The organism is Thermogemmatispora argillosa (assembly GCF_059696725.1).
Window position 1 is genome coordinate 1,637,548 of record NZ_AP019377.1, and the last position, 25,384, is coordinate 1,662,931.

At 62.4% G+C, this 25,384-nt stretch carries 21 protein-coding genes; 18 read left to right on the forward strand and 3 right to left on the reverse strand.

Annotated features, from left to right (window positions below):
* Window positions 1-19 precede the first annotated feature (19 nt).
* The 12 genes from AC6H1L_RS06385 (at window position 20) to AC6H1L_RS06440 (ending at window position 12,755) form a co-directional block, all read left to right on the forward strand.
* A complete protein-coding gene (locus AC6H1L_RS06385) occupies window positions 20-1,243 on the forward strand; it encodes an amino acid ABC transporter substrate-binding protein (protein ID WP_497600694.1) in 1,224 nt (407 codons plus the stop codon).
* Window positions 1,244-1,328: 85 nt separating this feature from the next.
* Window positions 1,329-2,210, forward strand: coding sequence for a branched-chain amino acid ABC transporter permease (locus AC6H1L_RS06390; RefSeq protein ID WP_497600695.1), 882 nt, complete (start codon window positions 1,329-1,331; stop codon window positions 2,208-2,210).
* Window positions 2,211-2,221: 11 nt separating this feature from the next.
* On the forward strand, window positions 2,222-4,006 hold the full coding sequence (locus AC6H1L_RS06395) for a branched-chain amino acid ABC transporter ATP-binding protein/permease (RefSeq protein WP_497600696.1): 1,785 nt from the start codon (window positions 2,222-2,224) through the stop codon (window positions 4,004-4,006).
* Entirely contained in the window at window positions 3,999-4,742 is a 744-nt protein-coding gene (locus tag AC6H1L_RS06400; protein ID WP_497600697.1) for an ABC transporter ATP-binding protein, read from the forward strand. Before AC6H1L_RS06395 ends, AC6H1L_RS06400 begins: the two co-directional genes overlap by 8 nt.
* Window positions 4,743-4,869: 127 nt before the next feature.
* The gene (locus AC6H1L_RS06405; RefSeq protein ID WP_497600698.1) at window positions 4,870-6,672 is read left to right on the forward strand and encodes a thiamine pyrophosphate-binding protein; all 1,803 of its coding nucleotides are present in this window, start codon (window positions 4,870-4,872) and stop codon (window positions 6,670-6,672) included.
* Window positions 6,669-7,151: a cupin domain-containing protein gene (locus AC6H1L_RS06410; RefSeq protein ID WP_497600699.1), complete on the forward strand. Its 483-nt coding sequence runs from the start codon at window positions 6,669-6,671 to the stop codon at window positions 7,149-7,151. The genes AC6H1L_RS06405 and AC6H1L_RS06410 overlap by 4 nt, the downstream gene beginning before the upstream one ends.
* 196 nt (window positions 7,152-7,347) lie before the next feature.
* On the forward strand, window positions 7,348-8,106 hold the full coding sequence (locus AC6H1L_RS06415; protein WP_497600700.1) for an SDR family NAD(P)-dependent oxidoreductase: 759 nt from the start codon (window positions 7,348-7,350) through the stop codon (window positions 8,104-8,106).
* 99 nt (window positions 8,107-8,205) lie between these two features.
* Entirely contained in the window at window positions 8,206-8,514 is a 309-nt protein-coding gene (locus AC6H1L_RS06420) for a Dabb family protein (protein ID WP_497600701.1), read from the forward strand.
* Window positions 8,511-10,025: an FAD-dependent tricarballylate dehydrogenase TcuA gene (gene tcuA, locus AC6H1L_RS06425; protein ID WP_497600702.1), complete on the forward strand. Its 1,515-nt coding sequence runs from the start codon at window positions 8,511-8,513 to the stop codon at window positions 10,023-10,025. The genes AC6H1L_RS06420 and tcuA overlap by 4 nt, the downstream gene beginning before the upstream one ends.
* Before the next feature lie 117 nt (window positions 10,026-10,142).
* Window positions 10,143-11,543 (forward strand): aldehyde dehydrogenase family protein, encoded by a 1,401-nt coding sequence (locus AC6H1L_RS06430; RefSeq protein WP_497600703.1) that lies wholly within the window; start codon window positions 10,143-10,145, stop codon window positions 11,541-11,543.
* Window positions 11,544-12,044: 501 nt separating this feature from the next.
* Window positions 12,045-12,407 carry a lycopene cyclase domain-containing protein gene (locus AC6H1L_RS06435; RefSeq protein ID WP_497600704.1) on the forward strand — a complete coding sequence of 121 codons (363 nt, stop codon included), beginning with the start codon at window positions 12,045-12,047 and terminating at the stop codon, window positions 12,405-12,407.
* Between the two features lie 6 nt (window positions 12,408-12,413).
* A complete protein-coding gene (locus AC6H1L_RS06440) occupies window positions 12,414-12,755 on the forward strand; it encodes a lycopene cyclase domain-containing protein (RefSeq protein WP_497600705.1) in 342 nt (113 codons plus the stop codon).
* 140 nt (window positions 12,756-12,895) lie between these two features.
* Here AC6H1L_RS06440 and AC6H1L_RS06445 read toward each other — a convergent pair whose 3' ends face one another.
* From AC6H1L_RS06445 to AC6H1L_RS06455, 3 genes are all read right to left on the reverse strand, one after another.
* Window positions 12,896-14,278, reverse strand: coding sequence for an MFS transporter (locus AC6H1L_RS06445; protein ID WP_497600706.1), 1,383 nt, complete (start codon window positions 14,276-14,278; stop codon window positions 12,896-12,898).
* Window positions 14,279-15,384: 1,106 nt separating this feature from the next.
* On the reverse strand, window positions 15,385-18,462 hold the full coding sequence (locus AC6H1L_RS06450) for a beta-galactosidase (protein WP_497600707.1): 3,078 nt from the start codon (window positions 18,460-18,462) through the stop codon (window positions 15,385-15,387).
* Between the two features lie 267 nt (window positions 18,463-18,729).
* The gene (locus AC6H1L_RS06455; protein ID WP_497600708.1) at window positions 18,730-19,836 is read right to left on the reverse strand and encodes a LacI family DNA-binding transcriptional regulator; all 1,107 of its coding nucleotides are present in this window, start codon (window positions 19,834-19,836) and stop codon (window positions 18,730-18,732) included.
* A gap of 239 nt (window positions 19,837-20,075) precedes the next feature.
* Here AC6H1L_RS06455 and AC6H1L_RS06460 point away from each other — a divergent pair, with 239 nt between their 5' ends.
* The 6 genes from AC6H1L_RS06460 to AC6H1L_RS06485 all read left to right on the forward strand — a co-directional run bounded on the left by AC6H1L_RS06460 (window position 20,076) and on the right by AC6H1L_RS06485 (window position 25,317).
* On the forward strand, window positions 20,076-21,350 hold the full coding sequence (locus AC6H1L_RS06460) for a glycoside hydrolase 5 family protein (protein ID WP_497600709.1): 1,275 nt from the start codon (window positions 20,076-20,078) through the stop codon (window positions 21,348-21,350).
* Between the two features lie 741 nt (window positions 21,351-22,091).
* Window positions 22,092-22,244, forward strand: a complete 153-nt coding sequence (locus tag AC6H1L_RS06465) for a hypothetical protein (RefSeq protein ID WP_497600710.1) — start codon at window positions 22,092-22,094, stop codon at window positions 22,242-22,244.
* Window positions 22,245-22,247: 3 nt separating this feature from the next.
* Window positions 22,248-22,388 carry a hypothetical protein gene (locus tag AC6H1L_RS06470; protein ID WP_497600711.1) on the forward strand — a complete coding sequence of 47 codons (141 nt, stop codon included), beginning with the start codon at window positions 22,248-22,250 and terminating at the stop codon, window positions 22,386-22,388.
* Window positions 22,379-22,519 carry a hypothetical protein gene (locus AC6H1L_RS06475; RefSeq protein ID WP_497600712.1) on the forward strand — a complete coding sequence of 47 codons (141 nt, stop codon included), beginning with the start codon at window positions 22,379-22,381 and terminating at the stop codon, window positions 22,517-22,519. Before AC6H1L_RS06470 ends, AC6H1L_RS06475 begins: the two co-directional genes overlap by 10 nt.
* A 19-nt stretch (window positions 22,520-22,538) precedes the next feature.
* The gene (cutA, locus tag AC6H1L_RS06480; RefSeq protein WP_497600713.1) at window positions 22,539-22,877 is read left to right on the forward strand and encodes a divalent-cation tolerance protein CutA; all 339 of its coding nucleotides are present in this window, start codon (window positions 22,539-22,541) and stop codon (window positions 22,875-22,877) included.
* Window positions 22,878-23,388: 511 nt separating this feature from the next.
* Window positions 23,389-25,317 carry a hypothetical protein gene (locus tag AC6H1L_RS06485; RefSeq protein WP_497600714.1) on the forward strand — a complete coding sequence of 643 codons (1,929 nt, stop codon included), beginning with the start codon at window positions 23,389-23,391 and terminating at the stop codon, window positions 25,315-25,317.
* Window positions 25,318-25,384 lie beyond the last annotated feature (67 nt).

Genomic DNA, 25,384 nt, shown 5'->3' on the forward strand with positions numbered 1-25,384 from the left:
CACAAGGAGGTGTCTTGACATGGCACTATTTCAGCGACCGCACGCGCCCCGTCGTCCGCTTCCAATCGGCCACCTCTTCATTGCTTGCCTGCTGCTGATCGCCCTGGCGCTTTCAGCCTGCGCCTCCTCGAATGCCGGCGGCGCTTCGTCCTCGGGGCCGATCCGCATCGGCTTCTCTATCACCGAGACGGGGCCGCAATCGGCTCCTGCCAAATTTGATCTCCAAGGTTACCAGCTTGGCGCCGAGGCCATCAACGCCCAGGGGGGATTACTTGGGCGCAAAGTGCAACTGGTCTATTACGATGACCAGGGCAGCGCCTCAACTGCCGTCCAGCTCTATCAGCGTCTCATCACCACCGACAAAGTTGACCTCCTGGTCGGGCCGTATCAGACCGACCTGACCTCGGCCATCGCCCCTCTGGTGACGCGCTACAAGATGGCTATGCCGGCAATGGCCGCCAACCTGGAGCCATTCAGTGGGCGCTATCCCTACCTTGTGCAGTCGATTACCCAGACACCACGTTACATGATCCCCGTCATCGACCTGGCGGCTACCAAGGGCTACAAGACGCTGGCGCTCTTGATCCAAGATACCGCTTTCCCGCGCGAGCTGGCCCAGGGTATCAAGCAAGAGGCTGCTGCGCGCGGCATCCGCGTGGTCTTTGAAGCCACCTACCCCGCTGACACCAACGATTTCACGGCCCTTGTGCTCAAGGCCGGCGCCGCCAAGCCTGACATGATCATTGGCGCCACCTATCTAGCCGACGCCGAAGGCATCATTCGCGCCGCGCGGGCCTCTAACGTCAATGCCAAGCTCTTCGCCTTCAGCATCGGGCCAGTCGAGCCAGAATTTGGCAGCGCTCTGGGCAGCGCCGCTAACGGTATCCTGGGTACAACGCTCTGGTTCCCCACGCTCAAGACTGCCGGCAACGCTGAATTCGTTAAGAATTTCCGCGCGCGTTTTGGCCGCGACCCTGACTATCACGCGGCGATGGCTTACGCCACGATGCAGGCCCTGGCGGCAGCCGTCAAGATGGCCGGCAGCCTGGATCAGACCAAGATCCGCGACGCCTATCTCAAGCTCGATCTGCAAACGGTGGCTGGTGAGTTCAAGCTGAACAGCCTTGGTCAGCAACTGGGCTATCAGTCCTACGTGCTGCAGTGGCAAAACGGTAAGCAAGAGCTGGTCTGGCCGCCGGAAGTGGCTACCAGCCCGGTGCAGTTGCCGCATCCGAACTGGTGAGCACGCCAGCCAGCATGGCCGGCGTGGCGTTGGTCTGCGCGGGGCGGGCGCGCCCGTCTGACCTGGAAGAGGGGGAACGCGAACGATGCTTCAGCTCCAGACCTATCTGTTACTTCTACTGACCGGCATCATGTGGGGTGGGGTCTACTTGCTGATGGCCTTCGGCCTCAACCTGATCTACGGCGTTATGAAGGTGGTCAATCTGGCCCACGGCGATTTCATCGTCGTGGCAGGCCTGCTGGCCGTGACTCTCTACGGGGCCTTCCAGGCCGGGCCAGCTCTGGCCATCCCTCTGGCCGCCTTGCTCTTTCTCGTCGTTGGCCTTGTGGTCTATCGCGGCCTGCTCGCCCACGTGGATACGGCGGGGCCGCAAGGCGAGCTGCGCACACTGCTCATTACTTTCGGTCTCTCGTCGATCATCTCGAATATCGCTCTGCTCATCTGGGGCGGCCAGTATCAGTCGGTGCCTTTCTTTCAATCCTCTGTGCGTCTGGGGCCGCTCTTCCTGCCGGAGTCGCTGATTGTCTCGTCACTGGTGGCTTTCGTTCTGGCTTTTGCCGTTCAGCTCTGGCTCACGCGCACACGCTCGGGACGGCTGGTGCGCGCCACGGCTCAGTCAGAGCTGGGGGCGGCGAGCTGTGGTCTGAACACGGGTCGCATCCGCCTGCTGACCTTCGCGCTGGGGGCCGCGATGGCGGGGGCTGCCGGCGCCCTCACCGTGGTGCTGATCCCTGTTCAGGCCGCTTCTGGTGGCTTTGTGACCGTGCAGGCTTTTACGCTGATCGCTCTCGGTGGCCTCGGCAACTATCTGGGTGCCCTGCTGGCTGCCATCTTGCTCGGTGTGATCGAGGTCAGTAGCAGCTACTTCTTGGGGGCCAGCGCCGCGTCGGCGTTGATCTATCTGATCTTTATTCTGGTGCTGATCGTGCGACCGCAGGGCCTGCTTGGCCAGAGGGGGCGCATATGAGAGAGAGACAGATGAGACCACCTGTGGCGTGGGCCAGGGTGCCAGGGGTGGGCGCCGTGCTCACTCGTATCAGACAGGAGGGCGCCTGGCTGCTTTTCGGCCTCGTTGTTCTTGCAGCGGTGTTGGTGGCGATCTTCGGCAATGGCGATCAGGCTCAGTTACTCTTTTCTACTTGCCTGTTCGTGGTTCTGGCCTATGCCTGGAACATTATCAGTGGGCTGAGTGGCTATGTCTCCTTTGGCCAGGTGGGTTTCTTCGGCATCGGGGCCTATGTGGCGGCCACCTGCCAGATTGTCTGGCAGTGGGACTGGTATGTCGCGGCGCTGGCTGCGGTCCTGGCGGCCATTGTGCTGGCGTTGCCGCTGGGCACAGTCATGCTCCGGCTGCAGGGCATCTTTTTCGCTCTGGGTATGTTCGGGCTGAGCCGCATTGGTGCGCTGATCGCGACCTCCACGTCACTGGTTGGTGGGAGCATGGGCGAGCCGGTTCCCATCGTAGGCACGACGCAGGAGACAGCCCTGGTGATGCTAGGCTGCGCTGTGGGGGCTGTTGTGCTGACGGCCTGGCTGCTGCGCTCGCCGTTGGGGCTGCGTCTGCTGGCTTTGCGCGACGACGAGAAGGCCGCTGAGGCTTCCGGGATCAATACCAACGCGAGCAAGGTGGCCGCATTTTGCCTGAGTGCCGGCCTGGCGGCGCTGGCTGGCTCGCTCTACGTCTGGAACGTGGGCTTTATCGATCCCGGCAGCGCCTTCAACAATACTTATGAGCTGCAGACGATCCTGATGGTGCTCTTCGGCGGCATTGGGACGCTCTGGGGGCCGCTGTTGGGAGCGGTAGTCATCTCTCTGATTAGCAATGCTCTCTGGGCTCAGTTCCCGCAGCAGCAGCAGATCATTCTCGGGGCTTTGATCCTGATTGCGGTGATCTGGATGCCTGGCGGCCTGGTCTCGCTCTTCCAACGCTTCGGCTGGCTCCGGCGCCGTCCGGTGTGGGGTCCTCCGCCTGCGGTGGGGAGGGAGGAGCGCCTGCCGCTCTTTCCTGAAGCGGTTGGGAATAGTGGCGAGCCTGTGCTGTGCTGCGAGGCAGTGACTCGCCGCTTTGGCGGCCTGACTGCGCTCAATCGGGTCAGTCTGGAGGCTCGCAGCGGACGCATTGTAGCGGTGATCGGTCCCAATGGGGCCGGCAAGACGACCCTCTTTAATCTGATTACGGGTTTCGATCGCTGCAACGGTGGGGCCATCCGTTTCGGCGAGCTGCTGCTGAACCGTCTGGCGCCCTACCGCATCGCCCGGGCCGGTATCGCTCGTACCTTCCAGACCTGTCGGCCTTTCCCGTCGCTGACGGCCTGGGAGACCTTGCTCTTGCCGGCACTGGTGACAGGTGCCTCCAAGAAGGAGGCGATCAGAGCGGCGGCTCAGATGCTGGAGCGGTTGGCCTTGCGCGATCAGTGGGATGCTTCGCCCGAGAGCCTGCCGCCGGGTCAGCTGCGTTTCTTGGAGATTGGGCGGGCTTTGATGCTGCGTCCGCGTGTGCTGCTCCTGGATGAGGTCATGGCCGGCATGTCGCCCGAAGAGATCCGTTTGATCCATGCGCTACTGCGCGAGGCGGTAGCGGCGGGCTGCGCTGTCGTAGCGATCGAACATGTCGTCCCCGCCATTATGCCCATCGCCGACCATGTCTATGTGCTTGATTTCGGTACCACTATCGCCCAGGGCCGGCCCGACGAAGTATTGCGCAATCCCGCTGTGATCGAAGCCTATCTGGGCACGGGAGAGGAGGAGCCGGTCAATGCCTGAGTTGCTCCAGCTACAGCAGGTTTCGGGTGGCTACCACGGTCGCATGGTGGTCCACGAGGTGAGTTTGAGCGTCGCTGAGGGTGAGGCGGTGGCCGCGGTTGGGGCCAATGGAGCCGGCAAGACGACCCTTTTGCGCCTGATCATGGGCCAGCTCCCGCTGAGCGGCGGGCGGGTGCTCTTTGAGGGCCGCGATCTGGGACGTCTCCCGACCTTTGAGCGCGTGCGCCTGGGCATCGGCTATGTGCCCGAGGGGCGCGCTCTCTTTCCTGAGATGAGCGTTGAGGAAAACCTGGAAATCGGGGCCTACCGCGCCAGCAAGGCAGAGCTGCGCCAGCGCCTGGACTATATCTACCAGGTTTTTCCCAAGCTCCAGCGCCTGCGCCAGACGCGCTGCCGTCTCCTGTCCGGCGGTGAGCAGCAGATGGTCACGGTTGGGCGTGCCTTGATGACTCGCCCGCGGCTGCTGATCCTTGATGAGCCGTCGACCGGTCTAGCCCCGCGGGTAGTCGGCGAGCTGTATCAGGCCCTGCGCGTCTTGCACAGTGGCGGTCTGACGGTCTTTGTCGTCGAGCAGAATGCCTATGCAGCCCTGCGCTTCGCCCAACGCGGTTACGTCTTCGAGGATGGGCACATCACGCGTGTGGCACCTGCCGCCGAGCTGCTGCATGATCCACACCTGGTGGAGTCTTACGTCGGGCGCGCCAGCCCAATGGCGAGCGGCCAGGGACCCACGTGATGGATTGGGTCCGAGCCGGCTAGCCGCTGGGTGTGGCAGGCCATAGCCTGAGTCTGGCCAGCGCGCCCTGTGCTTGCACCACTATCATCATTCCGTTGTCAGTCAGCAGGAGGAGGATTGATCGTCGATGGCAGCTATCAAGGGGGCGGAACTGATCGTAGATTTTCTGATCAGGCGTGGCGTCCCCTACGTCTTCGGTCTCTGCGGTCACGGTATCCTTGGCTTTCTGGATGCCGTCTACGATCGTCGGGACGAGTTACAGGCGATTTCTGTGCACCATGAGGCCTGCGCCGCCTTCATGGCCGACGCCTATTTCCGCGTCGCTCAGAGGCCGGTTGCGACCTTTACCTCCTGTGGTCCTGGTTCCACCAATCTGGTGCCGGCCATCGCCTCGGCCTTCATGGATTCGTCGGCCTTCCTGGCCATCACTGGCAATGTGCCTACCTCGCAGTGGAACCGCGGCCCCTTTCAGGAGAGCGGGCGCTACTTCCAGGGGGAGTTTGTGAATGTCTTGCGCCCCTATGTCAAGCGCAGCTTTCAGCCGACGCGGGCCGACATGCTCCCGTTGGCTCTGCGCCAGGCCTACACGTTGATGCTGAGCGGGCGCCCGGGACCGGTTCATCTCGATGTGCCGCTCAATGTCTTTGTTGAGACCGTGGAGCGTGAGGAGGCCGAGCGTGAGCTATGGGAGTGCCCGATCTCGTCGCGCGCCGGCGCCGATCCCGCTGATTTGCAGGAGGCGCTGCGCCTTTTGCTGGCAGCCCAGCGTCCGGTGATCGTAGCCGGGCATGGTGTCGAGTTGAGCCAGGCCGAAACGGAGCTGTTGCACCTTGCCGAGCGCCTATCGATCCCGGTGGCGACCACACCGCTCGGCAAGGGTGTCATCGACGCGCGCCATCGCTTGAGTCTGGGAGCAACGGGCCGCAACGGCAGCTATCCGGCCAACGCCGCGACGCGTAACGCCGATGTCATTCTGGCATTAGGAACGCGCTTTGATGATCGCTCGACTAGCTCCTGGTTGCCTGGCTTTACTTATCGTATTCCACCCACCAGGCTGATTCATGTCGATATCGATCCCAGTGAGATCGGCAGGAATTTTCAGCCAGCGGTCGGCATTGTCGGCGATGTGAGAACGGTGCTGCGTCAGTTGCTGGAGGCCCTGTCGTCGTGTGCGACGACAGCGTTAGAGGCGCAAGCGGAAGCACGCCGAGCCTGGCTGGAAAAGATTGGCGAGTGGCAACGCAAATGGGAGGCCCATGTCAATGAGCCGCGCCGCTCGGAGGCGGTGCCCATTCGGCCCGAGCGTGTCATCAGTGAGCTGCGCGCAGCTTTGCCCGAGGACGCTATTGTGGTCTCCGATGTCGGCGTTCACCATAACTGGCTGGTTTCGGCCTTCCCGGCCTATCGCTCACGTACGTTGCTGCAGAGCTTCGGTTTCGCGTCAATGGGTTTCGGGGTCGCTGGTGCTCTGGGGGCCAAGCTGGCCGCTCCTGAGCGTAGCGTGGTCAGTGTCTGCGGCGATGGCGGCTTCTTGATGTGGCCGGCTACGGTCGCCACGGCGGTCGAATATGCCATTCCCGTCGTCTGGCTGGTCTGGAACAACTATGGCTATTGTTCGATCCGCGATCAGCAGCTCGGCTACTTTGGCAGCGGGCGCGAGCTGGTGACCAGCTTTGTCGAGGTGAAGAGTGGGCGCCTGCTCTCGGCAGATTTCGCGGCTATGGCGCGCGCAATGGGGGCTGAGGGTTATACGGTCGAGCGCCCCGGCGATCTGGGCGATCTCCTGCGCCAGGCCCTGGCAAGCGAGCGCCCGACGGTCCTTGATGTGCGCGTCGATCGCGAGATCAGGCCGCCGGCAACGGCAAGCTGGGAGCTACCGCCGTTGCCTCATCCGCTGCCCGACCCCAGTTGGAGGGAGGATCAGCTATGAGTGCATCGCCGTCGTTTGATCCGCGACCTTCTTCGATTCCCAAGGAGGCCAGCGAGGTGCGTCCGGTACGGGCCGAAGAATTGGTCTGGGTCGAGCCACCGCAGCATCACGAGGCCTATTCCAAGCTGCTGGTCAACCCGGATAATAGCACGACGCGCTACTTTGATTTCCGGCTCTCGCTCTATCAGCCGCGCGGCTACGCAGAGAATCACGTCCATGAGCACGCCGAACATGTCTACTACATTCTCAAGGGACGTGGCCTCATGCGTCTGGGCGAGCGTCAATACGTGGTTGAGCCGCATACGGCGATTTTCATCCCTCCCGGGGTAGTCCATTCGCTGGCCAATACGGGCCTGGAGGATCTGCTTTTCATCGTAGTGACAGTGCCCGCCGGCGAGCTGGAGCGTCGCGATCGGCGTGAGAGCGAGGTCAACAGTACCGACAGCGGAGCGGCCTCGCCCGGCAGTGCGGGCGCCTAGCGGCGGGCAGGTGCTCGTTTTGTGCGTGTGTGCCTGACGCCCACCAGCGCAGTGACCGGCAGGGGCCGGGCCTGAACAAGCCGGCCGGCCCGCCGGCCTCTGCCTGCCATATCTCTCACAGAGAGCTGGTCGCCGCTCGTCCAGCCTTGGCGGCCTTGAAGCAAGCAAAAAACACGGAAAGGAGCTGGCTACTATCATGGGAGAGCGCTTGAAGGATCGTATTGCTGTGGTTACTGGTGCGGCACGTGGCAACGGACGCGCCATCGCTGAAGCCTATGCTCGCGAAGGGGCCCACGTGGTGATCGCTGACATCATGGAGGAGGCTGCCCGTCGGACAGCTAGCGAGCTTGCTCAGGCGACAGGTCAACGGGTTGTCGGGCGGCATCTCGATGTCACCAACGCGGCGGAGGTCAATGAGCTGGCCGCCTGGACGGTGCGTGAATTCGGACGTGTCGATATTCTGGTCAACAATGCCGGTGTTATCGGACGTTACGATTTTCTGGAGATCACTGAAGCTGAATGGGATCGGGTGCTCAACGTCAATTTGAAGGGGACCTTTCTCTGCGGTCAGGCATTTGCGCGCCGGATGAAGGAGCAAGGTGGCGGTGTCATCATCAATATCGCCTCGGTTAATGCCGAGAGCGTCAACCCGACGACCGTTCACTACTGTGCCAGCAAGGGCGGCGTGCGTACCCTGACCAAAGCGATGGCGCTGGCGCTGGTCAAGGCCAATATCCGCGTCAATGCCATTGGCCCCGGTCCGATCTACACCGAGCTGAGCAAGGATCGCCTGGATGATCCGCAGTCGTTGGCGGCCACGCTGGCGCATATCCCGATGGGACGCGTTGGGCAGCCGAGCGATCTGGCCGGAGCGGCGATCTTCCTGGCCTCTGATGAGTCAGCCTATATCACGGGGATCACACTCTACGTCGATGGCGGCTGGCTGACCATGTAGCTCACCCAGGCTAGAGGCTCAGGAGGAAGGGAGTAAGCGAGCGGGTGGACGGGCGGGCGAGCGAGCGAGCGAGCGAGGAGAAAGGAGGGAGACAGCAAGGTGATACGCCATATCTTTCTTGGGAAGGCCCGCGCCGAGGCGACGCCAGAACAGCTAGAGGAGCTGTGTGCCGCCTGGCGCTCACTGGTCGGGCAAGTACCGGGTTTGCGCAGCCTGGTGGCTGGGCGCAACATCAGCCCGCGTGATCAGCAGTACACAGTAGCGCTGGTGGCCGATCTTGATGACATGGAGGCCTGGGAGCGCTATATGCAGCATCCAGCACATGTGGAGATTAGCCAGCGTCTGACGTCTAAACTGATTCGCAGCGACGGGCGCGCAATGGTACAACTGGTAATGGAGGGCCAATGACCGAGTACTACGATGTCATCGTGGTCGGCGGTGGTAACGCCGGCCTGAGCGCTGCACATGCGGCGCGCGAGCAGGTGGATAAGGTACTGGTGCTGGAAAAGGCCGGCAGCGACTGGGCTGGCGGCAACAGCTATTTCACAGCGGGCGCCTTCCGCACCACCTTTTCTAGCCTGGAGGAGCTGCTGCCGCTGCTGGACGAGCGCGATGAGGCTTTTCTCCAGCGAACCGCGCTCCCTCCCTATACGCCTGAGCAGTTCCTGCAGGATATGCAGCGCACGACCAAGGGCCGCTGTGACCCAGAGCTGACGGCCATTCTGGTGCAAGAGGCTGCTGAAACGATCCGTTGGCTTCATCAGAAAGGGCTGCGCTTCCGCCTGATGTACGATCGCCAGTCATTCCAGGTCGACGGTGAGTTCCGCTTCTGGGGCGGGCTGGCTCTGGGTACAGTCAATGGCGGCAAGGGATTAATTGAGCAGCATCTGCAGGCGGCAACGGCCAGCGGCATCGAAGTGCGCTTTAACAGTCCGGTCATTGACCTGGAGCGCGACGCGGCGGGGACAGTGTGCGGTGTGCTATGCGCTCCGCCTGGGAGAGAGCGACAGCGTATTCGGGCTGGCGCCGTGGTTCTGGCTGCGGGCGGCTTCGAGGCCAATCCCCAGCTACGCACGTGCTACCTGGGGCCAGGCTGGGATCTGGCTCGCGTGCGCGGGACCCCCTACAACACGGGCGAGGTGCTCTTTGCTGCGCTGGCCCTGGGGGCCCAGCCATATGGCCACTGGAGTGGCTGCCACTCTGTAGCCTGGGACGTCGCTTCTCCTCCCTACGGCGACCGCTTCCTGACCAACCTGTTGACCAAGCAGTCCTACCCGTTGGGAATTGTGGTCAACAGCCAGGGGAAGCGCTTCATCGATGAAGGGGCTGATTTCCGCAACTATACCTATGCCCGCTACGGTGCCGAGATTATGAAGCAGCCCGATGGCATTGCTTTCCAGCTCTTCGATGCCAAAACTGAGCCGCTGCTGCGCAAGGATGAGTATACTGCGCCCGGCGTTTCGCGCTTCGAGGCTATGACGATCCGCGAGTTGGCGCAGAAGGCCGGCATCGATCCCGACGGCCTGGAGGAGACGGTTGCCGCCTTTAACGCCGCCGTGGTGCGCGATGTGAAGTTCAACCCGGCCATCAAAGACGGTAAGTGCACGGTCGGCATCACGCCCAAAAAATCGAACTGGGCCCAACCTCTGGATACGCCTCCCTACTATGCCTTTGCGGTCACCTGCGGCATCACCTTCACTTTCGGGGGGCTGCGCATCGATCCCGATGGGCGTGTGCTGGATCGGCTCAATCTGCCGATTCCCGGCCTGTATGCCGCTGGTGAGCTGGTCGGAGGCCTCTTCTACCACAACTATCCGGGCGGGGCTGGTTTAATGGCCGGTTCGGTCTTCGGTCGACGCGCCGGGCGGGCCGCCGGGCAGTGGTCGCGCGAGAGACGGGCCCTTGATAAGGCCAGCTAACGCCTGGCGTCTCACCCCGCTGGTCACAGCCTGTCAGGGCCAGGCTGGTTGAGCAAGCCTGGTCCACATGGGAAGAGAAGATCTCTGCCTGCATTATTCAGGAGCAATGAGGAAAGGATGAGCACGATGAGTCAGTCATCGGCTGCCGCCAGGGCGGTCGTTGTGCGCGACAAGTGGAGCGGCGAGATCATTGGTGAACTACCGCGGGCCGGGGAGCGTGAGATTGAGCAGGCGCTGCAGGCGGCAGAGCAGGCTAGCCGGCGCCCGTGGCCGGCACGCGAGCGGGCGGCAGTGCTTCAGCGAGCAGTGGGGCTGCTCGAAGAGCGCCGGACCACTGTCCTGGAGACCATGCGCCGCGAAACGGGTTTTTCGCGCAAAGATGTTGAGCAGGAATTTGCCCGGGCCGTGGTGACTCTGACCCTTTGTGCGCAGGAGGCTCTGCGTCTGGGTGGCGAAGTGGTGCCGCTGGACGCCAGCCCTGGCTTTGAGCAGCGTCTAGCCTTCACGATTCGCGTGCCGCTGGGCATCGTCCTGGCGATTACGCCCTTCAATGCGCCGCTCAATACCGTCTGTCACAAAATCGGGCCAGCCCTGGCCGCTGGCAATGCCGTTATTCTCAAGCCGGCGGAGCTGACCCCGCTGACGGCCTCGCTGCTGGCTCAGATCCTCTACGAGGCCGGGCTACCGGAGGGCCGTCTGCAGGTGCTCTATGGCTCCGGCTCCGAGGTCGGCCTGCGGCTCTTGCGCGATCCGCGCATCGGCTTTACGACCTTCACCGGCTCGACCGAGGTGGGGGCGCTGGTGAAGCGTGAAACGGGCCTTCGCCCGGTCTCGCTGGAGCTGGGCAGCGTCTCGGCCACCATTATCTGCGCTGACGCCGATTTGGAGCGCGCCGCTCGCGATGTAGCTCACGCCGGCTATCGCAAAGCCGGCCAGGTCTGTACTTCGGTTCAGTCGCTCTTTGTCCACGCTTCAGTCGAGCGCGAGTTTATGGCGCTCTTGAGCGAGCATGTGGCAGCGCTGAAGAGCGGTGACCCCGCGGACCCGGCGACGGACGTCGGGCCGCTGATTAGTCAGAGCGCGGCAGCGCGGGCTTGCGCGCTGGTTGAGGAGGCGCTGCAATCGGGGGCGCGCGTGCTGGTCGGCGGCTCCTGCGAGGGCACGCTCTTCCGGCCAACGCTGCTGTGCGAGGTTCGGCCTCCCATGCGCATCACACGCGAGGAGATCTTCGCGCCAGTGGTTAGCCTCGTGCGCTTCGAACGTCTGGAGGAGGCAATTGAGGCGGCGAACGCCAGCCGCTACGGTCTGCAAGCCGGGGTCTATACGTCGTCGCTGGCGACGGCCCTGGAGCTGGCCCGGCGTCTGGAAGTGGGCGGTGTGATTATCAATGGCACCTCCAGTACGCGCGCCGACGGCATGCCCTACGGCGGCATGAAAGATAGCGGGTTCGGCAAGGAAGGGCCGGCCTATGCTATCCGTGAGATGACCATTGAGCGCCTGGTCATGTTGGGACCGTGAGTGAGCCGCCTGCCGGCGCGCTTCTCGCTGCTTCCTTTCGACCAGGGGCTGCCTGGCACACGGGCGCCTCTTGACGCAGCGGGGTCGTGCGCGGCCTGCGCTGAGGGGCACACGGCTTCAGCGCGGGGACGTGCATTTCGCTCGCCCCTACCCCCCGCTGCGTGAGGAGGGAGGCGCCGCGCCCTCCGACGACGGCAGGCGTCTGGAGGCGCGTGGCGCCTGCCGCGCTCGCGTGCTCGCCTGCAGACCGCCCAGACGGTGATCAGCGCGCTGTCAGAGCCTTATTCCGCCCTGGGCGCCTGCCTCTTCTTCCTGCGTAGCAGACAGAAGCCTCAGCGATGGGGCGGGCCAGGACCAGAAACGGACGTGGTCAGCGTCCTTCTCAGAAGAGGGGCATCGTGCGAGAGGTCCTTTTCGTCTCTTCGCCCTCTTATCCTCTCTCACTCATGCGATCCATCTCATCCACTCTTGCCCAATCCACAATCACAGGAGCGATCTTGTATGACTTACGCTGGCTTTCTGGCTCTGTTCCTGCTTGCACCCAGCGCTTTACTGGCCCTGCTGCTGCGCCGGCAACTGCTCTGCCGGCGCTACTGGCTGACTACGGCCCTGCTCGCCTGCATTGTGCTGTTGGCTATGGCCCCCTGGGATCACGCTGCCGTCGCGCGTGGTATCTGGAACTGGTCTTCCGCCCAGACCTGGGGCCTACGCCTCTGGCTTATCCCTCTCGAAGAATATCTCTTCGCGCTGCTGGAGACCCTGCTGACCACCCTCTTGCTTTTCGCCCTCTTGCTTTCTCGTTCCCGCTCTGCCCCCAGGCGCCGCATCTCAGAGGGACAGCTTGCCAACAAGAAAGGAGCCTGAGCGAGCATGGCGCACATGACCTATCTGCTCTTCTTAGTGGCCTGGGCCTTGCCCATTCTGGGCCTGCAATGGCTCCTTGGCTGGCGCAAGCTCTGGGCCTGGCGCCACCGCTGGCCCTGGGCGGTGCTTCTTGTTGGCAGCTACCTGACCCTGGCCGATAGCCTGGCCATTGCTCAACATCTCTGGTTCTTTCAGCCCACGCTCATCCTGGGTCTGACCCTCGGCAATGTCCCCCTGGAGGAAGCCCTATTCTACTTTCTGACGGCAGCCATGATCGCTCAGGGCTTTATCCTCCTGCTCCCATCTTCCGCCGTTCCCTCTGGCTCCCCAGCAGAGCCAGGCCCCTGACTGCCGACATAGCAAAGAAGAGGCGGGCCCTGCTCGCTGGAGCGAGGGAAGGAGGCCCGCCTCTCAGCAGCTTCACTGTAGCCAGCAAGATGAGGGGTCGTCTAGTTTCTGGCTGCGCTCCAGCTCCGGTCAGCGCCGGGCTACTGCGCCTGGGCCGCCAGCGTTGGGCCTTCCGTGCTTTCGCCGCCGACCTCCTCCACGGCGGCCTGACCAGCTAGCTCGCGTCCGATCAGGGCCGTTGAGATGAAGGAGACCACCGCCATGAAGATGATGAAGACGGCGATCAGGGTATAGGGAGGAGTACCCGCCCCTATGTATGTGCGCGTATTAGCCACCAGCCAGGTCGCCAGGATCGGCGCCGGGCCGCCCGCCGTAATCGAAGCGAGCTGATAGCCGAGCGAGGCGCCGCTATAGCGCAGGCGCGTTCCGAAGCGCTCCGAGATCAAGGCTGCCTGCGGACCGTAGAGCCAGTCGTGGAAGAAACTGATCGAGAGGATCATCGCCAGCACCACGACCACGGGCAGGCGCGTCTCCAGCAAGAGGAAGTAGGGGAAAGCATAGAGGGCCATCAGGACGCAGCCAATCATATACCAGCGCTTGCGCCCAAAGCGATCGGACAGGTGGCTCCAGGTCGGCATCAGGACCAGGCTGCAAAGCGCCGAGATAATCAGGCCAGCATACAGGACACTGGAATCGACCTTGAGCGTCTTGGAACCATAGGAGAGGATGAACGTCGTGAACAGATAGAAGGGCGCCTGTTCAGCCGAGCGCACCAGCGCCGACAGGATGATCTCGCGCCAGTAGTGGCGGAAGACCTCTACCAGCGGCACATGAGCGATGCGCCCCGTCTCTTTGACGCGACGGAAGGCCGGCGTTTCCAGAATGCGCAGGCGGATATAGAGGCCGACGAAGATCAGCAGCACACTCAGCAGGAAAGGAATGCGCCAGCCGATCGACAGGAAAGCCTCACCAGGGAACAGGGCCTGAAAGCCTAGTACCGCGATGGCCGCCAGGGCCAACCCCAGCGGCACGCCTGTCTGAGGCCAGCTCATCCAGAAGCCGCGGCGGCGATCGTCGCCATACTCCATCGAGAGCAGCACCGAGCCACCCCATTCGCCCCCCACGCCAGCCCCCTGTAGGAAGCGCAACACGGAGAGCACCAGTGGAGCCGCCAGGCCGATCTGACCATAGCCCGGCAAGAGACCCATCAGGGCCGTGGCGATCCCCATCAGCAGGAGCGTCGCAATCAGTGTCGATTTGCGCCCCACGCGATCCCCAAACCAGCCAAAGAAGGCCCCACCGAGCGGACGAGCAAAGAAGCCGACAAAGTTGGTCGTAAAGGAGGCGATTGTCCCCGCTACCGGGTCCAGCTCCGGGAAAAAGAGCTTGGGGAAGACCGTCGCCGAGAGGAAACCGTAGAGGAAGAAATCGTACCACTCGATGGCCGTTCCGACGGTGCTGGCCGCTAGAATGGGGACCATGCGGCGTACAGTGACGGGACTCGTCTCTGAGACCGTTGCCATGCATTCCTCCTTGAAGCGCAGTCAGGGATCAACAGCGACGTTATCGCATCGAGGAAGACTGAAGCAGCAGAGCGCCTTTTAACACCAGAGGGCGCTTGTCATAAGATACCCCCTTGCGCTCTTCCTCCAGCGCAGTGGCCTCACCTTCGCGGCACCAAACGACAGGGCAGGCGGCAGCGTTGCTGGCCCGACGAGGCAACGGCATGCTTCATATTCGTTTGTTGCACGCAATGCTTCTCTTGCATGCATAGACGCAGATAAGGCGATGGCCGCGCCGTATCTGCCGTGCAGCTTTCTCAGTCAGAGAGGAGTGAGTCGGTCGTGAGAAGGGACCTTTGTCCGGTCTCGCCTCTTTGCTGCGCTATGGGCGAGCTGCGTCGATGGACCGCCACAGCACCCGCTGTCTGAGAGGTTTGCCTTTCCCCAGGACTCGCTGATTGCCTATACTATGACTAGTTTGGCATCTCGGGGAAGCCTGCCAGCCACAGTATACTTTTGCAACGAGATCCATAGTTAATTAGATTATCTCATTTTGGGCCTGTTGCTGTCAAGAGCAGCAGTCAGCGAGCTGAGATCGGTGAATTGCTCGTTCGTGTTGCAGCGTAGGAGCAATCCCTTTAGTGTGACGATCAGGGATAGTCAAACGGCAGCGATTACCGCGCATGTGCTAGGAGGCTGTGTCGTATGTACCAATCATGTGCCCACAACGTTTCCTCCATTCACAGGAAGGATCACCGCTTTTGCTTTTGCACAGTTCACACCCCTGGCGGTAACTTTCAAGCCTCCTCCCACAATGCAGGCCCTGCTCACGTGAGGCTATGGCTATCAAACAACCCACATCCCTTTGTGCCACCTTGCCCCTAAAAGCTCCGGCATCTGTCCTGGGCAAGCCAGCCTATGGTTCACGCCCTGTTCTTTCTCCTCTTACATTACAAGGAAAGAGGATGGAATCTGCTCATCGGCAGCCCCATTCTGAAAAGAAGAGTTCTCGAACAGGCATCATAGTATAACTGGACAAATGGCCTCTGTCCAGAGCTACACCCTGCCGCCAGCGGGGAAGCAAATGTCGCACTAGACATCGCTTCCCCGTCGGCTCCTCCCATTGCTTAATCTGCCTCACGGCAGCGCAGACCCCCAAAGGTGCGCGGCGGCTCCCCACGACGCCACAGCACAGCCCCCGCACGCTGCGGAGCCACCGCCAGCGTCAGGCCCTCCTCCGGGAGCGTGATCCGCTGCTCACTGCCAGCTTCGGAAACCACCAGCAGGAGCGTGCCCTCCTTGAGCGGACGGCGCACCAGCAGCCAGGGACGGCGCCGCCCCTCGGGCTGTGGCTCCAGGGGCGTTCTCCCCAGCACCCGCTGATAGAGGCGCGCCAGCGGCTCCAGCTCGCTGGCCAGCTCCAGTGGCACCCCCGCCCATAGCAGGCGTCCTGCTCCAAAGCGCAGCTCACGCAACTCATTATGAGCTTTGCGCACGTAGCCCGTCTTCTCTTGGGCAAAACTCAGCTGATAGCGGCTCCCAGGCTCAAGCAGGAGCTCCTCATAGGGAGCCACCGGCTCAGGTTCTGGCTCGGGCAGCGCAGCGCCGTTGTTCAGGCGCGCCTCGAAGGGCAGATTATGCAGGTCGCGCCCGATGACACCGCTCACCAGGGCCGTGCCACCGCGATATACATAATCGAGCACGGCGAACCAGGCCGCCGGCTCACAGAACTGGAGAGAAGGCACAATGAGCGTCTGGGGCCGATAGTGCCTGGCAAGCAGCTCCGGTAAGCGGTGCTCACCGATGAGCTGCGGGATCACGCCCAGCTCATAAGCCAGAGCGCGCACCGCCTGGCGGGTCGGTAGCGCCCCCAGGTCCGGGCGGATAAACCACTGACTGTACGGGATCACCAGCCAGACCGGCGGCGGCTCCGGCGTCTCCTGGAGCTGCCCCTCCAGGGCCTGGACCAGGCGACAGAACTCGCGCATCACCAGCAGCTCCGGCTTGGCGCTGCCATCGGCGCGCACCAGACCGATGCTATTCTCATTCTCGCTGGTCATGTAGGCATTGGTATGCCAAAGCCACTGGATCAGCCCGGCCCCATTGGCTATCAGGCCCAAGATCAGCTTGCGCTCCAGCAGCCAGGCATTAGCCTGCTCTGTGCGCCAGGGGCGGCCATCAACATCGCGCACCAGCATCACTCCCGTCTCCTGGATCAGATTAGGCCGCTCCGGCGTCTTATCAAGGAGCATATCCCAGAGCAGGTCATCGACGTTCCACCAGGGATGCGTTGTCGTATAATCAACGGCGCTGGCGTAAAACTGCGGTGCAATGCGCGCGCCCGCCTCATCCTGGCCCACGCCGATCAGCGTCTGGCTGCCGGCGGCGCGGATAACGCGATACATGCGCCGCGCCCAGGCCACAAACATCTCTTGCGAAAAGCGCGTATAGTCGGCCACCTTGAGCATGGCGCGGGCCGTTGTATCGCGCACCGCTGTTGAATAGTCGGCCTCGCGCGGCAGGCGCACCTGCTCCCAAGAAGGCAGCTCCGCCGGTGTCTCACGCCAGCGCAGCTGCAACTGTTCCAGCGAGTAGCGCTCTTTGAGCCACTGGACAAAGGCCTCTTGCTCGTAGCGATCATAGTTTGGCAGGGGCCGCTGAGCGAAGGCGCGGGCCGGCGCCCCAAAGCTTGGCTCATTGATTAGATCCCACGACAGCAGCTCCACGCGGGCATAGCGGCGGGCCAGCAGGGCTAGAAAGCGCTCCTGGGCCTCCAGCGCGCGCGGATCAAGCCAGGGGTTCAGACCATCAAAGAGCGGCGGGAAGAAGGCAAAGAAGGTAAAGATCACCTGCAGATCGTGGCGGCAGGCCGTCAGGACAAAGGCATCGAGCGCACGCAGGAAAGACTCTGTCGGAACCCCGGCGACCGGCATCACCTCGCGCCAGGCTGTCCAGAGACCAGTTCGCAGCATATTGATGCCAGCGGCCTTCATCTCAGCCATCTCACGCTCCCAGCGGGCCGGATTGGGCAGGCGCCAGTACTTACGCTGGACGCGGCTATCCATATAGGTCGTGCCGCAGACCAGAAAGAGGCGCTCGCCCTGATAAAAATAGTCGCGTCCCGCCACCAGGCGCTTTCCGCGCGTCGCAGCGATCAGCGTCTCATCCCAGACCCAAAAGCCTGTCTCCTGGGCCAGCCACTGACCTCCCCCAGGACGATACTCGCTGCGCACTCGATAGAGGCCGGGCCTGGGAGGTGACGGCAACTGCAGATAGCGTTCGTAGCGCAGCGGTGAGGCGGGCGCCTCAAAGGTCCAGCTTTGCAGTACCTCGCCCTCATCGACATGGGTCACGGTGATGCGTAGCTCCAGCGCCAGCCGCTCGGGCAGTGTCACCACCAGAGCAGGTGTCTCCTGCGGCTGATAGCAGGCCAGCACCGGGCGAACAGCAAAGCAGAGCGGGTCTTCTAGTGCAAAGGCGATCAAGCGCCGAATAGGCTCAGCCAGGGTCAGCCAATCCTCTTCAGCGGCAGGCTCCCAGAGCGAGAGCAGCCAGCGCCCTCCCTGGAAGCGCCCCCCTAGCTGGTCGAGCACTAAGGCAGGCGTCGCCAGCCGCTCTTCACCATAGGGCGTGGTGGCAACGGCGAACAGCAGAGGCCGTAACAAGGTATCAAACGGCCCCGCTGAGCCAATCTCTTCGGGGTAGTCGGATGTCTGTGTCAAACGCGGATAACAGGCCCAGAAGCGTCCTGGTCGCTCTGAAGGCAGAGATAGCGCGCAATTACGCAAAAAGTGTGCCTCCGGCGCAGCGACCAGGCGCAACGAGCCTGGTTGCGCCCCGCCCGCCGCCAGATCCACGGGGAAGAAAGGCCCCAGGCAGAGCTGACGGGTATAGACATCCTGTTCCGGCTCGACCTCGCCTGTAGCGGTCACTGGTCGCGCGAAGGGCATCCCGCCGAAGATCGCCAGATTGCCCCCACGCTCCAAGAAATGCAATAAGGCATTCCAGGCAGCCTTTGGGAAATAGGGACCATGAAAAGAGACCAGAAGGCGCGGCGAGGTCCCCAGGGCCTCAGCCAGATGGGCGGCGTCACAGACCTCAAAGGGGACGGGCAGCAGTCTGCCTGGCAGGGCCTGACTGCAGGCCCGCGGATAGGCCGGATCAGCAAAGACAAGCACGCGATCTGAGCGAATCAAGGCTGTCATTGTTCCTCACACAAAAGCATCCAGACAAGGAGCATACGCCGGCTGCAGCAGCCCGTCTCCGGGGTCCGGCCCGCGAGACGTGCGAGGGAACCAGCCGGCGTCGGCTCAGCCGGCAGCAATCTTGAACAGCGGGAGAGAGCAGCGCTCTTCTGACACGTGGTTGGCAGCATCCCTGCGTGGGGACCAACAAGGCGCTTCCTTCCTCCTTATGTAGCCTGACAGGAGCGCGTCAGGGCCCAGATGCGCGAAGGAGTGGGTATAAGCGCCTCAGAGCCGGGCAGAAGGAGCAGGGGCGCAGGCCGACTCGCGTTTCACTAGCTCTACGTCTAGCATAGAGACCACGTGCACGGGGTCGGGATGGCTGATCAGAGCCAGCAGCCGCCGCAGGGCCACGATGCCGAGCGCCTCCTTATTGACGCGAACTGTCGTCAGAGCTGGCGTCAGGTGCTCCACCATATCGATGTCGTCGAAGCCGACCAGCGAGACATCTTCGGGCAGACGCCGCCCGGCCTCACGCAGAGCCTTCATTGCCCCAACGGCCATCTCGTCGTTGGCGCAGAAGAGGGCACTAAATGGCACCTTGCGCTCCAGCAGCCGTCTGCAGGCCAGATAGCCGCCATCCATCGACAGGCCGCCGTCCTCGTACAGCTCCGGCAGGATCGGCAGGCCAGCTTCCAGGAGAGCCAGGCGATACCCCTGAGCACGACGCTCGATGGTGTAGACCCGATTTCGGGGCGGCTCTTTCCCCTGTCGCTCAGCCGTCCCTGTGACAAAAGGGCCCCCCATGAAGGCAATGCGGCGATGGCCCAGGCTGATCAGGTACTCAACAGCCAGGCGAGCGCCGTCCAGGTTGTTGCCCAGCACAGCATCTGTTCCAGGGACATAATTGTCGACGAGCACTAGTGGCGTGCCCGTCTGTTGAATGGTGCGCACCGTCACGGCCTCCGCCGGCCCCACCAGCAGAATGCCGCCAAGGCGCATATCGTAGATCATCGTCAGCAGGCGGTCAGGGTCGGTCTGGACTTCGCTAATCGCGCGGTAGGTCACTTTGACGTTGGCCCGCCGCGCCTCGCTCTCAACTCCATGCAGAATGTGCGACCAAAATGGATTGGTGGGAACGCTGGTCTTGGGCAGAAACGAGCAGAAGAGAAAGCCAATCTCGCGAACCGCCCGCCCTTCGAAAGGTCGCTCCTCACTCGCCTGGCCCAGGCCCTGCCTCCCACCCCCGAAGTAGCCCAGGCGCGAGGCCGCGCGTAAGACACGCTGGCGCGTCTCTTCGGTGACGTTGCCGTGGTTGTTGAGTACGCGTGAAACGGTGCCAACTGAGACCCCCGCTTCCCTGGCGATGTCTCTCAAGGTGACTGTGTTTGCCAACGCCGATTCCTCCGAGGCTGTGAAACGTTTACGAAAAAGATAACATCCACATTGATTTATGTCAATCTTTAGGCCGGCCAGCAGGTGGTAAGACGAGACTCAACTATGAGAAAGGGCACCTATTGACAGAATGGCCGGCAAGATGGTACCATTCTTCCGTGTAACGGTTCATTGAAAAATTTGCATAGTTCATTGAAACGACTGGAGCGCAGCCACTCATCCAGGAAGGAGCAGAGCATATGCAGGATGCACATGCTGATGACAGCCCGCGACTGTCTGTGAGCCGGAGAGCGTTTCTTGGAGCTGCAGCCGCCGCCGGATTAGGCTTGTGGGCGGCGGGTACAGGCTTTGGTGCGGGAACGGCTTTTGCGCGCCCCAGTGGAGACACTGCATCACCCCCTCGTTTCTCGGCAGCCAGCCTGCGACAGAAGCGTGACAGCTTTGTGACCCGGCGCGGACCCATTTTTATGCTGGGTGGCGAGCCTTTCTATTTCGCCGGCACTAACAACTATTATATGCATTATCAGTCCCATTTCATGATCGACGATGTTCTCAAGGATGTTGTCGCGATGGGGCTGCCGGTCCTCCGCATCTGGGGTTTCCTTGACGGGCAGCCGCATAACGGCTTTGTCATGCAGCCCTCGCCCGGGGTCTATCCTGAAGACGGCTACGAGCGCTTTGACTACACTGTCTGGCGCGCCGGGCAGCTTGGGATCAAGCTGGTAGTGCCGTTGGTCAACAACTGGGATGACTTCGGCGGCATGAATCAATATGTGGCCTGGTTCGGGGCCAGTGGTCATGACGACTTCTATACCAACCCCCAGATCAAGGCTGCCTACAAGGCCTATGTGCGTCACTTCCTTCACCGCGTGAACCGTTACACAGGCAAACCGCTCTACCACGACCCCACGATCATGACCTGGGAGCTGGCCAATGAGCCGCGCTGTCAGTCGGACCCGAGCGGCCAGACTCTGACGGCCTGGGTCCGCGAGATGAGTGCCTTTATCAAGAGCATGGACGGTCTGCACCTGGTGGCGGTTGGTGACGAGGGCTGGTACAACGAGCCGGGGAACACCGACTGGACGCGCAACGGCAGCCAGGGCGTGGACTGGAAGCGCCTGGTTGCGCTGCCAACGGTCGACTACGGCACCTTCCACCTTTATCCCGACTACTGGGGCAAAGACAACGCCTGGTCGCTACAATGGATCGCCGATCATATCCGCGATGGTCACGCGCTGGGCAAGCCGGTGGTGCTGGAGGAATATGGCTGGCTGGACATGGCCACCCGTGACAATATCTATCGCCAGTGGACCGACCAGGTCTATCGTTTGAATGGCAACGGTGATCAGTTCTGGATTTTGACGGGCCTGCAGGACGACGGCACGCTTTACCCCAACTATGACGGCTTCCGGGTGACTTATCCGAGCAGCACGGCTACGGTGATTGCCCAGCATGCCGCCCAGATGCGCGCCAAATCGCAGCGGCCCGCGCGTGGTCCCCAGGTTCGCGCCTAGCGCCAGGGAGATCATTCAGTAGACAAGCTCAGGAAAGGGGTCAGTCATCGATCAGTCGGGGCAAGCTCTTCCTGCTCGCGCGCCGCACATGAGGGCGGTGGGAAGAGCGGCAGGAGCAAGAGCAGCAGGAGATTCGTTACCACCTCACTCACACCCTCACGCCCTGGGTTTCCTGCTTGTTGTGACACCGGACTGCCTGGATCGCCCGGTCCAGGCAGTCGCTTTTTGGGCCTCTGCAGAGCGCGCTAGCTGCGCCCGCAGCGGTTTCCCAGGTTCCTCCCTCTGGGAAGAATAGAGCTTCAGGGAAAGAGTCGCCCCAGGCGACCAAAGCGCAGGCTCGCTGCCAGGCGAGAAATTGGGAAGACGTTCAGCAGCTTTCCGACGGCCTCGGAGCTTCATGATTGGGAGGAGGATTGAATGGGTTCATTCAAAAGAACATGTCTTTTCTCTGATAAGTCCGCTCTTTGATGATGGTGCGGTAGCAAACAATGCCAGTGGTCCTGCCTCCTTCCAGGCGGAGACAGAGCCTGGGCCTGTTCATACAGCCAGTGTACCTTACTTAGCGTAGCCCCTTTCGCTACCCAGGCGGCAAGACCCGGCTTATTCCCTACGTGCGCCGCTGGTTCTCCCCAGGCAGCAGATCAGCTCGCGGTCTCTGGCCAGCAGGCCTGACCCTGCTGCTGGAACCCTTCGCTGGCGACGGCAGCGCGAGCCTGACCGCTGCCGCCGAGGGACTGGTGGATGCCGGGCAGCGATGTGGCGCTGGGGCTGGCTGAGGCTTATGCTCAGTCTGGCGACGAGCGTCGGGCGCTCCACTATATGACGCTCGCTCAGGACGCTTTCCCCACTCCCCAGAACTCGACCCCAGCTTCGCCTATGCCGAATGTGGCTTGAACGTTGCTCTACCAGTGGGAGGGCAAGATGTGCCTGGAGCTGAGCGCTCACTTCTCCGACTTTGGCTATCAGCAGCGCGGTTGGCAGGCCATTGACTGGATCTTTTCGCCCGCTATGTACGCCAGGAGGCCGAGTTGGCCCTGACGCTGCACAGCCAGAAACGCTATAATGAGGTACTCGAAGTCTTTCAGCGGGCGCCGCGCTCCTGGCGGCATGAGCCACAGATCCAGCGGCTGGCCCGTGATTTCTTCAATCCGTTGCCTAGCCCAGGTTGAAGGAAGGAACAGGTAGACAATGGCAGAGTTCCTTGAGGTGCGCACAACGATCGATTCGGAGGAGGGCGCACGCCGGATCGCCCAGCAGCTCATCGAGCAGCGCCTGGCCGCCTGTGTGCAGATCTCCGGCCCTATTCAGAGCGTCTATTGGTGGCAGGGAGCTATTGAGCAGGCTCAGGAATGGCTCTGTAGCGCCAAGACGCGCGCCGATCTCTATAGCGCAGTCGAGCAGGCCATTCGCGCGGCTCACTCCTACGAGGAGCCGGAGATTATCGCCTTGCCACTGGTGGCCGGCAGCGCTGGCTACCTGCGCTGGCTAGCGGCTGAGACCCGTCCCGCGAGCAGTGACCAGGCCTGAGCCGACCCTCAGTGCTCTACGCAGGCCAGCAATGCCAGGGAGGCGGACAGGAGTTGGGTCAACGCTCCTCCTGTCCGCCTTTGGCTAGCTGCAAAACGTCTCTCGATGGAGAAGTCGGAAACCTGGCAGCTCCGCCCTATCTCCCTCTGTTAGCCGCCCCCCGCAATGTTGAGGCCCATCATCCCATACCATTAGCTTCGCGCTGGGCCGTCAATTGCCAGTCAGCTAACCAGTGAGTCAGCCAGCCACCTCAGATGTGGTGCCGGGGCGAGTTTTGCAGCGAAGAGTGAAGTATCTCTCTTGCTTTTGATTGTCTTAATGGAGTATAGTAACTCTCATCAATGAGAGCACCGGGGCCTTTGGTCTGATCTTCTGCCTGCTGTGCTTCATCTGTGAGACCTCCTCTGGGAACACTCCGGCCTGACCAGATCCGGGACCCGGCTTCTCCTGTTTCCTAATTTGGTTTGCCGGCGGCTGCTCACCGCATGAGGTACTTGTAGAGTGAGATTCGATGGCGACGCTTTTTCAGGCCAAGGACGGGAGCCACTTCTATATTGTTGTAGGTAAGAGCCAGGGGACCTTTCAGATCACGCGCGAGGGCCTTTTTCGGCTGGCTCAGTGGGGTATTCGGCTCCCTCGCCCCGGCAGACAGGATGAGGGCGTTTCCCTCTCCCGGGGGACATTTCATAAGCTGCGAGATAACGGCTATCTCTTTACAAAAGGCCTCTCGCTCGCGGCCAGTCGGCCCAGTAGTTCCAAGCCCGACGATGACGACGATGAATTGGGGGATAGAGACGAGGCCCTCTCAGGGCTACCTTTGTTGCTAACGGTGAACCCAGACGATCAGGGGGAACGCTGGCAGCTCTCTCTTGATCTCTCGGCGTTGGGTGAGGAGACATGGCGGGAGTTGCTGCGGCTCGCCGGCTCGCCGGCAGAGGCTCGTCTGCTGACCGGCCCGCCAGCGCTAACCGGGGGGCGATCGCTCAGGGAGCTGGCGTTTTTACCTCGGCTACCGGTGCCTCCCCAGGGCACAGCATATGAGCTGTGGTGTCGGCTTCCCAACGGATGCCATCGCCTCCAGACAGTGCCCCAGACGCCCGGGCTTGGTACCGACTGGCAGGGAACACTCTTTGTTGAGGAGGAGGAGCTTGAGACAGAAGAGGAGAAGCTCCTCCGGCGCCTGCGCCGCGGTGAGAGCGTGAAGCTCTATCCTGGAAGGCGGCTCTACTGGCTGGTGCGCAGCAACCTTGATGCTGAGCAGGGACTACTTGAGGACTGGCCCGGTTCGAAGCGTCAGATCGGTCCGCCCTGCTCCGGCTGGCAGTTGTGGGAACTGGAGCTGACGCCGGCGGCCCTGGTCACCCCGGACTGTGAGACCCGCCTCAAGCGCTGGCTGACCTATAGCGACCTGAAACCACAGCGGTCGGCCTGGTCGCTGATGTTGCTCAGTCCGCCCCTGCTGCTCCCGGAGGAGGGGCCGCCCGTGCTCGGGCCATGCCCGAAAGTGGTCGTAGGCTGCAGGCCACCCGCCGACCTTGCCTCCTTCCAGTCTGGGCACGCCGGCACCATCACCCTGGATCTGCGTCTTAAACAAGAAGGCAATGGCGAGTCTGTGGGGCGACGGTTTGCGCTGACCAGAGAGATCACTATGGTCTATGTGGCACTGGATGGCCTGGCCCCAGGCGCGTATCAGCTCTGGCAGGAAAACCAGCCGGGTCGGCTGGCCTTTGTTATTGCTTCCCGCACTGAGGAGGTCGGGGCCGCTCTCTGGCCATCTGAAGTGCTGGCCGGCCTGCGTTGCACTGCGGTGACTCCAGACGGCTCCCGGCAGGAATTCGCGGCTTTCAGCTCGGCGTCGACAGCAAGGGCTGCCATAACGGCGGAGCCGCACCGCCTCCAGTTGACGACGGCAGAAGAAGGGGCAGCCCTGAGCTGGGAGCTGGCTCCGGACGGTTTTCCGATCACTGTCGCCTGGCAGTGCTCTCATGCCGGTCTGCCTGCCAGTGGGGCTGGCCCTGTCTCCGGCTGGCAGCGGCACCCGGATTTGGTGACAACGGGGGAGCAGCTCACAGCTCTCTGGCAGCAGCAGATCTGGCCGGCGCTCTCCAGAGCCAGCCAGGCCCGCTTGATCCTCGATGGGAGCGCCCTGGGCTGCCTGGAGATCTCGTTACAGCCAGCCGCCAGGCCGGTCGCCGCGGCTCCGCTGATCAGCGCCGCTCAACGCGCACAGCTGCTCTGGCTGAGTTATTGCATCACAGCCCTGCCCGCAGCCGAGCCTGCGCCGGCGCTCCCGGTTGCTCTGGAGCAGCGGCTGCGCTCTCTAGAGCAGGCCGCCCACCGGGATGACCCGCCGCTCGCGCTGGCGCTGCGACGTCTCTTGCGTGCTCGCTTACCGCTCTGGGTGGCGCTCCGCCTCCTGGCTCTTCTGCAGGGACAGTAGCAGCTTCACACTCGCGACTCTCTTCACTTGCCCGCTCGCTTCACTGCTTCCACTGGGATCGGAAAGG

Excerpts from the sequence above, each read along its gene's own strand:
- cutA (WP_497600713.1), top strand. The coding sequence starts at position 22,539 with ATGGCAGAGTTCCTTGAGGTGCGCACAACGATCGATTCGGAGGAGGGC.
- AC6H1L_RS06430 (WP_497600703.1), top strand. The coding sequence starts at position 10,143 with ATGAGCACGATGAGTCAGTCATCGGCTGCCGCCAGGGCGGTCGTTGTG.
- AC6H1L_RS06435 (WP_497600704.1), top strand. The coding sequence starts at position 12,045 with ATGACTTACGCTGGCTTTCTGGCTCTGTTCCTGCTTGCACCCAGCGCT.
- AC6H1L_RS06450 (WP_497600707.1), bottom strand. The coding sequence starts at position 18,462 with ATGACAGCCTTGATTCGCTCAGATCGCGTGCTTGTCTTTGCTGATCCG.
- AC6H1L_RS06485 (WP_497600714.1), top strand. The coding sequence starts at position 23,389 with ATGGCGACGCTTTTTCAGGCCAAGGACGGGAGCCACTTCTATATTGTT.
- AC6H1L_RS06385 (WP_497600694.1), top strand. The coding sequence starts at position 20 with ATGGCACTATTTCAGCGACCGCACGCGCCCCGTCGTCCGCTTCCAATC.
- AC6H1L_RS06440 (WP_497600705.1), top strand. The coding sequence starts at position 12,414 with ATGGCGCACATGACCTATCTGCTCTTCTTAGTGGCCTGGGCCTTGCCC.
- AC6H1L_RS06465 (WP_497600710.1), top strand. The coding sequence starts at position 22,092 with ATGCCGGGCAGCGATGTGGCGCTGGGGCTGGCTGAGGCTTATGCTCAG.
- AC6H1L_RS06400 (WP_497600697.1), top strand. The coding sequence starts at position 3,999 with ATGCCTGAGTTGCTCCAGCTACAGCAGGTTTCGGGTGGCTACCACGGT.
- AC6H1L_RS06405 (WP_497600698.1), top strand. The coding sequence starts at position 4,870 with ATGGCAGCTATCAAGGGGGCGGAACTGATCGTAGATTTTCTGATCAGG.
- AC6H1L_RS06415 (WP_497600700.1), top strand. The coding sequence starts at position 7,348 with ATGGGAGAGCGCTTGAAGGATCGTATTGCTGTGGTTACTGGTGCGGCA.
- AC6H1L_RS06390 (WP_497600695.1), top strand. The coding sequence starts at position 1,329 with ATGCTTCAGCTCCAGACCTATCTGTTACTTCTACTGACCGGCATCATG.
- AC6H1L_RS06445 (WP_497600706.1), bottom strand. The coding sequence starts at position 14,278 with ATGGCAACGGTCTCAGAGACGAGTCCCGTCACTGTACGCCGCATGGTC.
- AC6H1L_RS06410 (WP_497600699.1), top strand. The coding sequence starts at position 6,669 with ATGAGTGCATCGCCGTCGTTTGATCCGCGACCTTCTTCGATTCCCAAG.
- AC6H1L_RS06460 (WP_497600709.1), top strand. The coding sequence starts at position 20,076 with ATGCAGGATGCACATGCTGATGACAGCCCGCGACTGTCTGTGAGCCGG.
- tcuA (WP_497600702.1), top strand. The coding sequence starts at position 8,511 with ATGACCGAGTACTACGATGTCATCGTGGTCGGCGGTGGTAACGCCGGC.
- AC6H1L_RS06395 (WP_497600696.1), top strand. The coding sequence starts at position 2,222 with ATGAGACCACCTGTGGCGTGGGCCAGGGTGCCAGGGGTGGGCGCCGTG.